This window comes from Pseudomonas sp. PDM10 (assembly GCF_014852295.1).
GTDB lineage: Bacteria > Pseudomonadota > Gammaproteobacteria > Pseudomonadales > Pseudomonadaceae > Aquipseudomonas.
In genome coordinates this window covers 934,378-947,016 of record NZ_JACVBJ010000001.1, presented here as the reverse complement: position 1 = coordinate 947,016, position 12,639 = coordinate 934,378, and the positions used below count along the sequence as shown (strand labels likewise).

The 12,639-nt window shown below is 59.7% G+C and carries 10 protein-coding genes; 5 read left to right on the top strand and 5 right to left on the bottom strand.

All coding sequences use genetic code 11. The annotated features are described in order from the left end of the window. Positions 1 to 46: 46 nt before the first annotated feature. The 4 genes from acnD to IB252_RS04460 form a co-directional block, all read right to left on the bottom strand. A complete protein-coding gene (gene acnD, locus IB252_RS04475; protein WP_192407052.1) occupies positions 47 to 2,641 on the bottom strand; it encodes a Fe/S-dependent 2-methylisocitrate dehydratase AcnD in 2,595 nt (864 codons plus the stop codon). A gap of 185 nt (positions 2,642 to 2,826) precedes the next feature. Beyond that, positions 2,827 to 3,954, bottom strand: a complete 1,128-nt coding sequence (gene prpC, locus IB252_RS04470) for a 2-methylcitrate synthase (RefSeq protein WP_111450650.1) — start codon at positions 3,952 to 3,954, stop codon at positions 2,827 to 2,829. 139 nt (positions 3,955 to 4,093) lie between these two features. Further along, on the bottom strand, positions 4,094 to 4,984 hold the full coding sequence (gene prpB, locus IB252_RS04465; protein WP_008146328.1) for a methylisocitrate lyase: 891 nt from the start codon (positions 4,982 to 4,984) through the stop codon (positions 4,094 to 4,096). Beyond that, positions 4,981 to 5,700: a GntR family transcriptional regulator gene (locus tag IB252_RS04460; RefSeq protein ID WP_177327884.1), complete on the bottom strand. Its 720-nt coding sequence runs from the start codon at positions 5,698 to 5,700 to the stop codon at positions 4,981 to 4,983. Before IB252_RS04460 ends, prpB begins: the two co-directional genes overlap by 4 nt. Positions 5,701 to 6,002: 302 nt before the next feature. Between IB252_RS04460 and IB252_RS04455 the strand changes: the two genes are divergently transcribed. The 4 genes from IB252_RS04455 (at position 6,003) to pabB (ending at position 10,713) form a co-directional block, all read left to right on the top strand. Next, the gene (locus tag IB252_RS04455; protein ID WP_074874996.1) at positions 6,003 to 6,539 is read left to right on the top strand and encodes an ATP-dependent zinc protease; all 537 of its coding nucleotides are present in this window, start codon (positions 6,003 to 6,005) and stop codon (positions 6,537 to 6,539) included. Between the two features lie 5 nt (positions 6,540 to 6,544). Further along, positions 6,545 to 8,080, top strand: a complete 1,536-nt coding sequence (locus tag IB252_RS04450; protein ID WP_192407050.1) for an inactive transglutaminase family protein — start codon at positions 6,545 to 6,547, stop codon at positions 8,078 to 8,080. Then, entirely contained in the window at positions 8,080 to 9,066 is a 987-nt protein-coding gene (locus tag IB252_RS04445) for an alpha-L-glutamate ligase-like protein (protein WP_192407048.1), read from the top strand. Before IB252_RS04450 ends, IB252_RS04445 begins: the two co-directional genes overlap by 1 nt. Before the next feature lie 309 nt (positions 9,067 to 9,375). Beyond that, positions 9,376 to 10,713 carry an aminodeoxychorismate synthase component I gene (gene pabB, locus IB252_RS04440; protein WP_192407046.1) on the top strand — a complete coding sequence of 446 codons (1,338 nt, stop codon included), beginning with the start codon at positions 9,376 to 9,378 and terminating at the stop codon, positions 10,711 to 10,713. Positions 10,714 to 10,846: 133 nt separating this feature from the next. On the opposite strand, the gene thrH is transcribed toward pabB, so the two are convergent. Next, a complete protein-coding gene (thrH, locus tag IB252_RS04435; RefSeq protein ID WP_192407043.1) occupies positions 10,847 to 11,464 on the bottom strand; it encodes a bifunctional phosphoserine phosphatase/homoserine phosphotransferase ThrH in 618 nt (205 codons plus the stop codon). A gap of 173 nt (positions 11,465 to 11,637) precedes the next feature. Here thrH and IB252_RS04430 point away from each other — a divergent pair, with 173 nt between their 5' ends. After that, positions 11,638 to 12,378: a phosphoadenylyl-sulfate reductase gene (locus IB252_RS04430; protein ID WP_192407042.1), complete on the top strand. Its 741-nt coding sequence runs from the start codon at positions 11,638 to 11,640 to the stop codon at positions 12,376 to 12,378. The last annotated feature ends 261 nt before the right edge of the window (positions 12,379 to 12,639 follow it).

Genomic DNA, 12,639 nt, shown 5'->3' with positions numbered 1-12,639 from the left:
TTTTAGGATCAGGCGAGGCCGCATAGCCCCGCCCGAACTCATCGTGTTAAACGGCAACCGCCGATTCTTCGAGGAAGTCCTGAGCGAAGCGTTGCAGTACGCCGCCGGCCTCATAGATCGACACTTCTTCGGCGGTGTCGAGGCGGCAGGTCACCGGCACTTCGACGCGTTCGCCGTTCTTGCGGTTGATCACCAGCGTCAGCTCGGCACGCGGGGTGCGCTCGCCGATCACGTCGTAGGTTTCGCTGCCATCGATGCCCAATGTCTTGCGGTTGGTGCCCGGTTTGAATTCCAGCGGCAACACGCCCATTCCCACCAGGTTGGTGCGGTGAATGCGCTCGAAGCCTTCAGCTGCAATCGCTTCCACACCCGCCAGACGCACGCCTTTGGCCGCCCAGTCGCGGGACGAACCCTGACCGTAGTCGGCGCCGGCGATGATGATCAGCGGCTGCTTGCGTTCCATGTAGGTTTCGATGGCTTCCCACATGCGCATCACTTTGCCTTCCGGCTCGACGCGAGCCAGCGAACCCTGCTTGACCTTGCCGTTTTCCTGAACCATTTCATTGAACAGTTTCGGGTTGGCGAAGGTGGCGCGTTGCGCGGTCAAGTGGTCACCGCGGTGCGTTGCGTAAGAGTTGAAGTCCTCTTCCGGCAAGCCCATTTTCGCCAGGTATTCGCCGGCGGCGCTGTCGAGCATGATCGCGTTTGAAGGCGACAGGTGATCGGTGGTGATGTTGTCCGGCAGCACCGCCAGCGGGCGCATGCCCTTGAGCGGACGAGCACCGGCCAGCGCGCCTTCCCAGTACGGCGGACGGCGGATGTAGGTGCTCATCTCGCGCCAGTCGTACAGCGGCGTCACTTTCGGACCGGTGTCTTCGTGGATGGCGAACATCGGAATGTAGACCTGACGGAATTGCTCCGGCTTGACCGACGCTTTCACCACCGCGTCGATTTCTTCGTCGCTCGGCCAGATGTCTTTGAGGCGGATTTCCTTGCCGTCGACCACACCCAGCACATCTTTTTCGATGTCGAAACGGATGGTGCCCGCAATGGCGTAAGCCACGACCAATGGCGGCGAAGCAAGGAACGCATTCTTGGCGTACGGGTGGATCCGGCCATCGAAGTTGCGGTTACCGGACAGCACAGCGGTGGCGTACAGGTCGCGGTCAATTATCTCTTGCTGGATCACCGGGTCCAGCGCGCCGGACATACCGTTGCAGGTGGTGCAAGCAAAGGCAACGATGCCGAAGCCAAGTTGCTCCAGTTCGGTGGTCAGGCCGGCTTCATCCAGGTACAACGCCACGGTTTTCGAACCCGGCGCCAGGGACGATTTGACCCACGGCTTGCGGGTCAGCCCGAGCTTGTTGGCATTGCGCGCCAGCAGGCCGGCGGCGATGACGTTGCGCGGGTTGCTGGTGTTAGTGCAACTGGTGATGGCGGCGATGATTACCGCGCCGTCCGGCATCTGACCGGGCACTTCGGTCCACTGACCGGAGATACCTTGGGCGGCAAGGTCCGAGGTCGCAACGCGTGCGTGCGGGTTGCTCGGGCCGGCCATGTTGCGCACTACCGAGGACAGGTCAAAGCTCAACCCACGCTCGTATTGCGCATTCTTCAAGCTGTCAGCCCACAGGCCTGTGGTCTTGGCATAGTTCTCGACCAACTGCACCTGCTCGTCTTCACGGCCGGTGAGTTTCAGGTAGTCGATGGTCTGCTGATCGATGTAGAACATCGCGGCGGTGGCGCCATATTCCGGGGCCATGTTGGAAATGGTCGCACGGTCGCCAAGCGTCAACGCGGAGGCGCCTTCGCCGAAGAACTCCAGCCATGCGCCAACGACTTTTTGCTGACGCAGGAACTCGGTCAGCGCCAGCACCATGTCGGTGGCGGTGATGCCCGGTTGCAGTTTGCCGGTCAATTCAACGCCGACGCTTTCCGGCAGACGCATCCACGACGCGCGGCCGAGCATTACACTTTCCGCTTCCAGGCCACCGACACCGATGGCGATCACGCCCAGTGCATCGACGTGCGGAGTGTGGCTGTCGGTGCCGACGCACGTGTCGGGGAATGCCACGCCGTCGCGCACCTGGATCACCGGAGACATTTTCTCCAGATTGATCTGGTGCATGATGCCGTTGCCCGGCGGGATCACATCAACGTTCTTGAAGGCTTTTTTGGTCCAGTTGATGAAGTGGAAACGGTCTTCGTTGCGACGGTCTTCGATGGCGCGGTTCTTCTCGAACGCCTCCGGATCGAAACCACCGCGCTCGACGGCCAGGGAGTGATCGACGATCAATTGCGTCGGCACCACCGGGTTCACTTGCGCAGGGTCGCCACCTTGCAAAGCGATGGCGTCACGCAGGCCGGCGAGGTCGACCAGCGCGGTCTGGCCGAGAATGTCGTGGCACACCACGCGGGCCGGGAACCATGGAAAGTCGAGGTCGCGTTTGCGCTCGATGAATTGCTTCAGGGATTCGGTGAGCGTGGCCGGGTCGCAGCGACGCACCAGGTTTTCCGCCAGCACGCGGGAGGTGTACGGCAGAGTGTCGTAGGCGCCGGGCTGGATGGCTTCGACAGCCGCGCGGACGTCGAAGTAATCCAGATGGCTGCCGGGCAGCGGTTTACGGAATTCAGTATTCATCGTCAGGACTCGGTCACGGTGATTTCAAAAGGTGGGGCCTGGCATTTGAATTGAGACCGGTGCCCTGTAGGAGCCGAGCTTGCTCGCGATAGCGGTATATCAGTCGACATCGATGTTGAATGTCAGTCCGTCATCGCGAGCAGGCTCGGCTCCTACAGGTTCCCGGTTCAGCCGGCCTTCACCATTCAGCGTTGTTCGATTGGCACGAACTTGCGCTGTTCGACGCCGACGTACTCGGCGCTCGGGCGGATGATGCGGTTGTTGGCACGTTGTTCGAACACGTGCGCCGCCCAGCCGGTCAGGCGCGAGCAGACGAAAATCGGGGTGAACAACTTGGTCGGGATGCCCATGAAGTGGTACGTCGACGCATGGTAGAAGTCGGCGTTCGGGAACAGTTTCTTCTGCTCCCACATGGTTGCGTCGATGGCTTCGGATACCGGGAACAACACGGTGTCGCCCACTTCCTCGGCGAGTTTTTTCGACCAGCCCTTGATCACCTCGTTGCGCGGATCGTTGTCCTTATAGATCGCGTGACCGAAGCCCATGATCTTGTCCTTGCGCGCAAGCATGCCGAGGGTGCCTTCGACGGCCTCTTGCGGCGAGCTGAAGCGCTCGATCATTTCCATCGCCGCTTCGTTGGCGCCGCCATGCAGCGGACCGCGCAGCGAACCGATGGCCGCCGTGATGCACGAATACATGTCCGACAGGGTCGAGGCGCAAACCCGCGCGGTGAACGTCGAGGCGTTGAATTCGTGCTCCGCGTAGAGGATCAGCGAAACGTTCATCACTTTGACGTGCAACTCGCTCGGCTTCTTGTCGTGCAGCAGGTGCAGGAAGTGGCCGCCGATGGATTGTTCGTCGCTCACGCAGCTGATGCGTTTGCCGTCATGGCTGAAGCGATACCAGTAGCACATGATCGCCGGGAATGCGGCGAGCAAACGGTCGGTCACGTCGTGTTGTTCGCAGAAGTCTTTCTCCGGTTCGATGTTGCCCAGGAACGAGCAACCGGTGCGCATCACGTCCATCGGGTGGGCGTCGGCGGGGATGCGTTCCAGCACTTCTTTCAGCGCTTGCGGCAGGTCGCGCAGCTTGCCCAGTTTGCTGATGTAAGCGGCGAGTTGGGTTTGGGTCGGCAGTTCACCGTAAAGCAGCAGGTAGGCCACTTCTTCGAACTGTGCGTCAGCCGCCAGTTCGCGAACGTCGTAGCCACGATAGGTCAGGCCTGCGCCCGACTGGCCCACGGTGGACAGTGCAGTTTGCCCGGCAACCTGGCCACGGAGCCCGGCGCCACTGAGTACTTTTGCTTCGGCCATTGCTGTCTCCAGTTTTTCTTGAATTTGTTAGGGAAACTTGTAGGAGCGAGCCTGCTCGCGAAGGTGGACGGAACACCTCGGTGCATCAAGGACACCGCGTTATCGTTGGCGTCCATCGCGAGCAGGCTCGCTCCTACAATTACTTCTTCGCGGCAAACAACGCATCGAGCTTCTGCTCGAAGGTGTGGTAGTCGATGCGATCGTAAAGCTCCATGCGCGTCTGCATGGTGTCGATCACATTCTGTTGCGTGCCGTCGCGGCGGATCGCGGTGTAGACGTTTTCGGCGGCTTTGTTCATCGCGCGGAACGCCGACAGCGGGTACAGCACCAGCGACACATCGGCAGCGGCGAGTTGCTCGGTGGTGTACAGCGGCGTCGCGCCGAATTCGGTGATGTTGGCCAGGATCGGCGCTTTCACGCGGCTGGCGAACAGCTTGTACATGTCCAGTTCTGTGATGGCTTCCGGGAAAATCATGTCGGCGCCGGCCTCGATGCACGCGGCGGCGCGATCCAAAGCGGACTCCAGACCTTCCACTGCGAGGGCGTCGGTACGGGCCATGATCACGAAGCTGTCATCGGTGCGCGCATCAACAGCTGCCTTGATGCGATCGACCATTTCCTGCAGGGACACGATCTCTTTATTAGGACGATGACCGCAGCGCTTGGCGCCCACCTGATCTTCGATGTGAATCGCCGCCGCGCCGAACTTGATCATCGACTTGACGGTGCGCGCAACGTTGAACGCCGAGGAGCCGAAACCGGTGTCCACGTCCACCAACAGCGGCAGGTCGCAAACGTCAGTGATGCGGCGCACGTCGGTCAACACGTCATCCAGGCCGGTGATGCCCAGGTCCGGCACGCCGAGGGAGCCGGCAGCCACCCCGCCACCCGACAGATAAATAGCCTTGAAACCGGCGCGCTTGGCCAGCAGCGCGTGATTGGCGTTGATCGCGCCGACCACTTGCAGCGGATGTTCGCTGGCGACCGCATCGCGGAATCGCTGGCCTGGAGTGCTCTTGTTGGAACTCATGACTCACCTCGTTCAGTGGCTGTCTGGTTGGCGCCGTCCTGGTAATGACGAGCGATATTGCGTTTGGAGGCGCCGATGTGGCGGCGCATCAACAACTCGGCCAGCTCACCGTCACGGTCGGCGATGGCGTCGAGAATTCGGTGGTGTTCGGCAAAGGCCTGACGCGGACGATTGGGCGTGGTGGAAAACTGGATGCGGTACATGCGCACCAGTTGATAGAGCTCGCCGCAGAGCATCTGCGTCAGGGTGCGGTTGCCGCTGCCCTGGATAATTCGGTAATGGAAGTCGAAATCGCCTTCCTGCTGGTAGTAGCCGACACCGGCCTGAAACGCCGCATCGCGCTCATGGGTTTCGAGGACCCGGCGCAGTTCGTCGATTTCTTCGAGCGTCATGCGCTCGGCCGCCAGACGGCAGGCCATGCCTTCGAGGGATTCGCGGATTTCGTAGAGTTCCAGCAATTCGGCATGGCTCAACGAAACCACCCGCGCCCCGACGTGCGGCACTCGAACCAGCAGGCGCTGGCCTTCCAGACGGTGGATCGCCTCACGCAACGGCCCGCGGCTGATGCCATAGGTGCGCGCCAGTTCCGGCTCGGAGATCTTGCTGCCCGGGGCGATCTCGCCCTTGACGATGGCCGCCTGAATGCGCCGGAAGACGTTCTCGGAAAGTGTCTCTGAATCGTCTTGGGCAATGACCGGGGGATCGAGTTGATCCAGCATATTGTCGACACCTTGTAAGCGGATGCCGCAAAACCTAGCGAATACAGGCCGAATAGTCAAAGAGAAAATCGGTATTGTCGACAATCGTCTAATAACCGGCCGCACCATAACAAAGCAGCACAGCGGTTTATAGCCGCCCGCCAGCGCTGGCGCCATAAAACCACCGTGCTAGAATGCCGGCCGCATTTGTTTGTGACATCTGCACTGCCTGTCATAAACAGTTGATAGGCATACGAGGGAGCTTGCGCAGCGATGCCAGGGTCTTGAATAGAAGTACGGACCGCTGCGCACCAGGATTTATGAGACTCAAGCCCTTCCCCACCTTCCTTTATCTTCTTTGTCTGCCCGGTTTCGCCGCGGCGGGGGAAAAGACTGTCTACGGCCTCAACGAGTACGCCTCCCTGGACGGCATCAACCTGGAAGTCGCCGCCAAACTCGACACCGGGGCGAAAACCGCTTCCCTGAGTGCCCGTGACATCAAACGTTTCAAACGCAATGGCGAATCCTGGGTGCGCTTCTATCTGGCCATCGACGCTGCGCATTCGCATCCGATCGAACGGCCACTGGCCCGCGTCAGCAAGATCAAGCGCAGGGCCGGCGACTACGACCCGGAAGAAGGCAAGAAGTACACCGCCCGTCCGGTGATCGAGCTGAATATCTGCATGGGTTCGGCTTTACGCAGTATCGAAGTGAACTTGACCGACCGCAGCGCCTTCCAATACCCGCTCCTGATCGGCTCCGAAGCGCTGAAACGCTTCGATGCGCTGGTCGACCCCAGTCTTAAATACGCTGCTGGCAAACCCGCCTGCGCCACCGACGCTCATACCGCAGAGTAATTCCAATGCGCTCTCTTACCCTTCACCTGAAATTCCTGATCGCCATCCTGGTGGTGCTGGGTATTTCAGTCACGGCCTATCAGATCTTCGTGCTCGGCATCCCCGTGACCGAAGACGCTACCGACGACCTGTGGAACATCGACGCCAAAGTCGAGTTCGTCGCCAGCACCAAAGACCCGGTCAAGATCCAGATGTTCGTGCCGCCGCTGAGCCGCGATTACGTCAGCCTCAACGAGAGCTTCATTTCCAATAACTACGGCGTGGCCGTGAACCGTGCCGACGGCAACCGCAAAGTCACCTGGTCGGCACGTCGGGCCAAGGGCAATCAAACGCTTTATTACCGCCTGGTGCTGACCAAGCGCTATACCGGTGAAAAATCCAAGGTCAAAGGGCCGACCTTCCGTGACAGCATCGCCGTCGAAGGTGCGGAAAAAATCGCCGCCGAAGCCCTGCTCGCACCGATCCGCCAACACTCGGCCGACGTCGAAACCTTCATCGGCGAAGCCATCAAGCGTGTCAACAATCTCAACGACGACAATGTGAAGCTGTTGCTGGGCGGCGATCCGTCCCCCGGGCACAAGGCGAAAATCGTCGAGCTGGTGCTGTCCATCGCGCACGTGCCAGTAGAAAAGGTCCACACCATTCGTCTGGTGGCCGACCAACCGCAAACACCGGAACTGTGGTTGCGCAGTTTCAACGGCACCGACTGGCTGTACTTCAACCCGGAAACCGGTGAACAGGGCCTGCCGACCGATCGCCTGTTGTGGTGGACCGGCGACGACAACCTGATCACCGTCGATGGCGGCAAGAAGGCCAACGTGACCTTCAGCCTGAACAACAGCGAAATGAACGCGATTCGCCTGGCCAAGCTGACCGACGAAAACACCGACGCCAACTTCCTCGAATACTCGCTGTACGGCCTGCCGCTGGAAACCCAGCAGACCTTCATGATCATGGTGATGATCCCGATCGGTGTGCTGGTGATTTTGATCCTGCGCAACCTGATCGGCATTCAGACCCTCGGCACCTTTACCCCGGTGCTGATCGCCCTGGCGTTCAGGGAAACCCAGCTCGGCTTCGGTATTGTGCTGTTTACGATCATCACGGCGCTGGGCCTGACGCTGCGCTCCTACCTTGAACACTTGAAGCTGCAAATGCTGCCGAGGCTGTCGGTGGTGCTGACTTTCGTGGTGGTGCTGATTGCGGCGATCAGCCTCTTCAGCCATAAACTCGGTCTGGAACGCGGGTTGTCGGTGGCGCTGTTCCCGATGGTGATTCTGACCATGACCATCGAACGCCTGTCGATTACCTGGGAAGAACGCGGTTCCGGCCACGCCATGAAAGTGGCGATCGGTACGCTGTTCGCGGCGTCGCTGGCACACCTGATCATGAGCGTTCCGGAGCTGGTTTACTTCGTGTTCACCTTCCCGGCGACACTGTTGATCCTGGTGGGGTTCATGTTGGCCATGGGTCGCTATCGCGGCTACCGCCTGACCGAACTGGTGCGTTTCAAGGCCTTCCTGAAGAAGGCTGACGCCTGATGTTCGGCTTCTGGAAAACCTGGAAGGCCCTGGAAGCCCGGGGCATCATGGGGATCAATCGGCGTAACGCGGACTACGTGCTCAAGTACAACAAGCGCAGTCTGTACCCGATCGTCGATGACAAGATCATCACCAAGGAACGCGCCATCGCCGCCGGCATTCATGTGCCGGAACTGTACGGCGTGATCTCTACCGAAAAAGAAATCGACAACCTCGGCGAGATCATCGGCGGGCGCAACGACTTCGTGATCAAACCGGCCCAGGGCGCGGGCGGTGACGGCATCATTGTGGTTGCCGACCGGTTCGAGGGGCGCTATCGCACAGTCTCCGGCAAGATCATGGACCATGAGGAACTCGAGCACCATATCTCGAGCATCCTCACCGGCCTGTATTCCCTGGGCGGGCACCGCGACCGCGCGCTGATCGAATACCGGGTGATCCCGGATCAGATTTTCAAAAGCATCAGCTATGAAGGCGTGCCGGACATCCGCATCATCGTACTCATGGGTTACCCGGTGATGGCCATGCTGCGCTTGCCGACGCGCCAGTCCGGCGGCAAGGCCAACCTGCACCAGGGCGCCATCGGCGTCGGTGTCGACCTCGCGACCGGGCAGACGTTGCGCGGCACCTGGCTGAACAACATCATCAACAAACACCCAGACACCACCAACGCGGTGGACGGCGTGCAACTGCCCTACTGGGACGGTTTCATGAAACTTGCCGCCGGCTGCTATGAGCTGTGCGGGCTGGGTTACATCGGTGTCGACATGGTGCTGGACCAGGAAAAAGGGCCGCTGATTCTTGAGCTCAACGCACGGCCTGGGCTGAACATTCAGATTGCCAATGATTGCGGGCTGACGTTGCGCACCCACGCGGTTGAAGCGCGGCTGGAGGAGTTGAAGGCTCGTGGGGTTGTTGAGACGGTGCGGGAACGAGTTGAGTTTGTTCAGGAGATGTTTGGGCATATTCCGGCGGTTGAGGGCTGAAATCGTCCCCTCACCCTAACCCTCCCGAAACGTCGGACCGCCCAGAGGTAGAAGGGACTGACCGAGGCGCTCTTGGAGCTACATCGACCTGAAAGTCCGAGTCGAACTTAGATCCTGAAAAGCTTGAAGATCTGCTCCCTTTCCCCCTCTCCCCATTGGGGAGAGGGCTGGGGTGAGGGGTGGTTCTTGAGCCCGACACAAATCTTCAATCCCCCACCAACCTGCCATTCCCCGACATCCCCTCTAGGAGCAATTCCCCGAGAAGACTACAATCGCCACCCCCGCCTCGATGGCTGATCTGCCCCGCCCATGTTGACCTGTTCCGTACACCCGCTCCCCTATTGCGCCAACCCCGCCGAGTACTTCGCGGCGATTCGTCATGCCCCCGGTGCCGTGCTGCTCGACAGTGGTCGGCCGAGTGCCGAGCGTGGACGTTATGACCTGCTCAGTGCCTGGCCGCTGGAGCAAATAGCAGTATTGCCTGACGAAAGTGGCAGCGATTTCCTGCAACGCCTTCGCGACAATCTGAAACGACTCGGTGAAGCGGCTGTTCCTTACGATTTGCCCTTCGCTGGCGGCCTCATCGGTTACCTGAGCTACGACTTCGGTCGGCATCTGGAAAACCTGCCGAGTCAGGCGCAGGACGATCTGCAATTGCCCGACGCACGTTTCGGGCTGTATGACTGGGCACTGATCAGCGATCACCAACTGAGTACAAGTCAGCTGGTCTTCCACCCGTCGCTGATCGACAGCGAACGTCAGCGTCTGATCACGCTATTCAGTGAGCCTACAGCTGAAGCAGTCGAGCCTTTCAAGTTGAAAGCCCCGATGAAAGCCGACCTGAGCGCTGACGAATATCGCCACGCTCTGGAACGCATTCAGCAGTACATTCAGGCCGGCGACTGTTACCAGGTCAATTTCGCCCAGCGTTTCCGGGCTCAGTGCCAGGGCGATCCATGGACCGCGTATTGCGCGCTACGGTCGGCGTGCCCGACGCCGTTTTCCGGTTTTCAGAGCCTGCCCGACGGCGGTGCAGTGTTGAGCCTGTCACCAGAACGCTTCGTCAAAGTCAGCGAACGCCATGTGGAAACCCGCCCGATCAAAGGCACCCGCCCTCGCGGACTGACCGCTGCCGAAGATGCGGCAAACGCCGCCGAACTGCTGGCCAGCCCCAAGGACCGCGCGGAAAACCTGATGATCGTCGACCTGCTGCGCAATGACCTCGGCCGTACTTGCCGTATCGGGTCGGTGCGGGTGCCGGAGTTGTTCAGCCTGGAAAGCTACCCGAACGTGCATCACCTGGTGAGCAGCGTGACCGGAGAACTGGCGGATGACCGGGACGCCCTGGACCTGATCGCTGGCAGCTTCCCTGGCGGCTCGATTACCGGTGCACCAAAAATTCGTGCGATGCAGATTATTGACGAGCTGGAACCGACCCGGCGCGGGTTGTACTGCGGGTCTTTGCTGTATCTGGACGTGCGTGGCGAGATGGACAGTTCGATCGCGATTCGCAGCTTGTTGGTGAAAGATGGGCAGGTGTGTTGCTGGGGCGGTGGCGGGATCGTCGCGGACTCGGAGTGGCAGGCCGAGTATCAGGAATCGATTACCAAGGTGAAGGTGTTGCTCGATACTCTGCAAAACCTTTGACACCACACTTGATCGTTCCCACGCTCTGCGTGGGAATGCCTCAATGGACGCTCCGCGTCCGCTTTGGGACGCGGAGCGTCCCGGGCTGCATTCCCACGCGGAGCGTGGGAACGATCACCGTCAACTACGGTAGTTACAAACTCAAGGCCCGGTTCGAAGCCTTGATGAATTCCTGCTTCAGCTCCTCAAAGCTGTGCACCGCCGGGAATTGCGGAAACTCGCGTATCACATTGTCCGGCGCATGGAACAGAATCCCCGCATCCGCCTCACCCAACATCGTGGTGTCGTTGTAGGAATCCCCCGCCGCGATCACTCGGTAGTAAAGGCTCTTGAACGCCAAAACCGACTGACGCTTGGGATCTTTCTGACGCAATTGATAGCTCGTCACCCGACCGGAATCGTCAGTAATCAGACGATGGCAGAGCAAGGTCGGGAAGCCCAGTTGACGCATCAACGGCTGGGAGAACTCGTAGAACGTGTCCGACAGAATCACCACCTGAAAGCGCTCACGCAGCCAGCTGACGAACTCGATGGCGCCGTCCAGCGGCTGGAGCGTGGCGATCACTTCCTGGATGTCGGTGAGTTTCAAGCCGTGCTCGTCGAGAATCCGCAGACGCTGCTTCATCAGCACGTCGTAGTCGGGGATGTCCCGGGTGGTAGCCCTCAGAGACTCGATCCCGGTTTTTTCGGCGAAGGCGATCCAGATTTCCGGGACCAGTACACCTTCAAGATCCAGACAGGCAATTTCCACAAGACACTCCCATTTGTATTGATTATTGAGTCGAGCGAGCAAAAGGACTGCCGAACTCTAGCGACTCAGGCAAGCCTGCGCAACGCAGAGGGCGCGCCAGGTGCCGTAGGTTTTTGTTACCATCAGGGCCATATAGAGCGCCCAGCGCCACCGACCTGTAGGAAGCCGCCCTGATGAGCCCAACGTTCGACGTCGTGGAACTCGCCACGACCTATGCCAACAAATCCGCCCAGGACATCCTGAAACTCGCGTTCGCCGAGTTTGGCGATGACCTGTGGATATCTTTCAGCGGTGCCGAAGACGTGGTGCTGGTAGACATGGCCTGGAAGCTGAACAAGAACGTCAAAGTGTTCAGCCTCGACACTGGCCGCTTGCACCCCGAGACCTACCGCTTCATCGATCAGGTGCGCGAACACTACAAGATCGACATCGAACTGGTGTCGCCGGACTACACCAAGCTCGAACCTTTCGTGAAGGAAAAAGGCCTGTTCAGTTTCTACAAGGACGGCCATGGCGAATGCTGCGGCATCCGCAAGATCGAGCCACTGCGTCGCAAGCTCTCGGGAGTGAAGGCCTGGGCCACCGGCCAGCGTCGGGATCAGAGCCCTGGCACTCGCAGCGCCGTCGCGGTGCTGGAAATCGACACCGCGTTCTCCACCCCGGAACGCACCCTGTACAAATTCAACCCGCTGGCACAAATGACCAGTGAAGAGATCTGGGGCTACATCCGCATGCTGGAGCTGCCGTACAACAGCCTGCACGAACGCGGGTTCATCAGCATCGGCTGCGAACCTTGCACTCGTCCGGTGTTGCCGAACCAGCACGAGCGCGAAGGTCGTTGGTGGTGGGAAGAAGCGACGCAGAAAGAATGCGGGCTGCATGCGGGCAATATCATCAGCAAATCCAAGGAATAACCTCCCGCCTTTGCAACTCCCTGTAGGAGCTGAGCTTGCTCGCGATAGCGGTCTAACAGTCAAAATAGAGGTTGAATGTCAGTCCGCTATCGCGAGCAAGCTCAGCTCCTACAGGGGTCGTGACTGGCCTTAGAAATGTGTACACAGGAGTGTCACCATAGGTGCCATTTATGTGTGCACTTTTCATTTCAGCGCCCCAAAAAGTTACACGTTCCTGCCTTGACTTCCTCAGTCGACCTTTCCTACAAATCCCGCTGAAAA

Coding starts and splice junctions, on each gene's coding strand:
- acnD (WP_192407052.1), bottom strand. CDS start 2,641: ATGAATACTGAATTCCGTAAACCGCTGCCCGGCAGCCATCTGGATTAC.
- prpC (WP_111450650.1), bottom strand. CDS start 3,954: ATGGCCGAAGCAAAAGTACTCAGTGGCGCCGGGCTCCGTGGCCAGGTT.
- prpB (WP_008146328.1), bottom strand. CDS start 4,984: ATGAGTTCCAACAAGAGCACTCCAGGCCAGCGATTCCGCGATGCGGTC.
- IB252_RS04455 (WP_074874996.1), top strand. CDS start 6,003: ATGAGACTCAAGCCCTTCCCCACCTTCCTTTATCTTCTTTGTCTGCCC.
- IB252_RS04450 (WP_192407050.1), top strand. CDS start 6,545: ATGCGCTCTCTTACCCTTCACCTGAAATTCCTGATCGCCATCCTGGTG.
- IB252_RS04445 (WP_192407048.1), top strand. CDS start 8,080: ATGTTCGGCTTCTGGAAAACCTGGAAGGCCCTGGAAGCCCGGGGCATC.
- pabB (WP_192407046.1), top strand. CDS start 9,376: ATGTTGACCTGTTCCGTACACCCGCTCCCCTATTGCGCCAACCCCGCC.
- IB252_RS04430 (WP_192407042.1), top strand. CDS start 11,638: ATGAGCCCAACGTTCGACGTCGTGGAACTCGCCACGACCTATGCCAAC.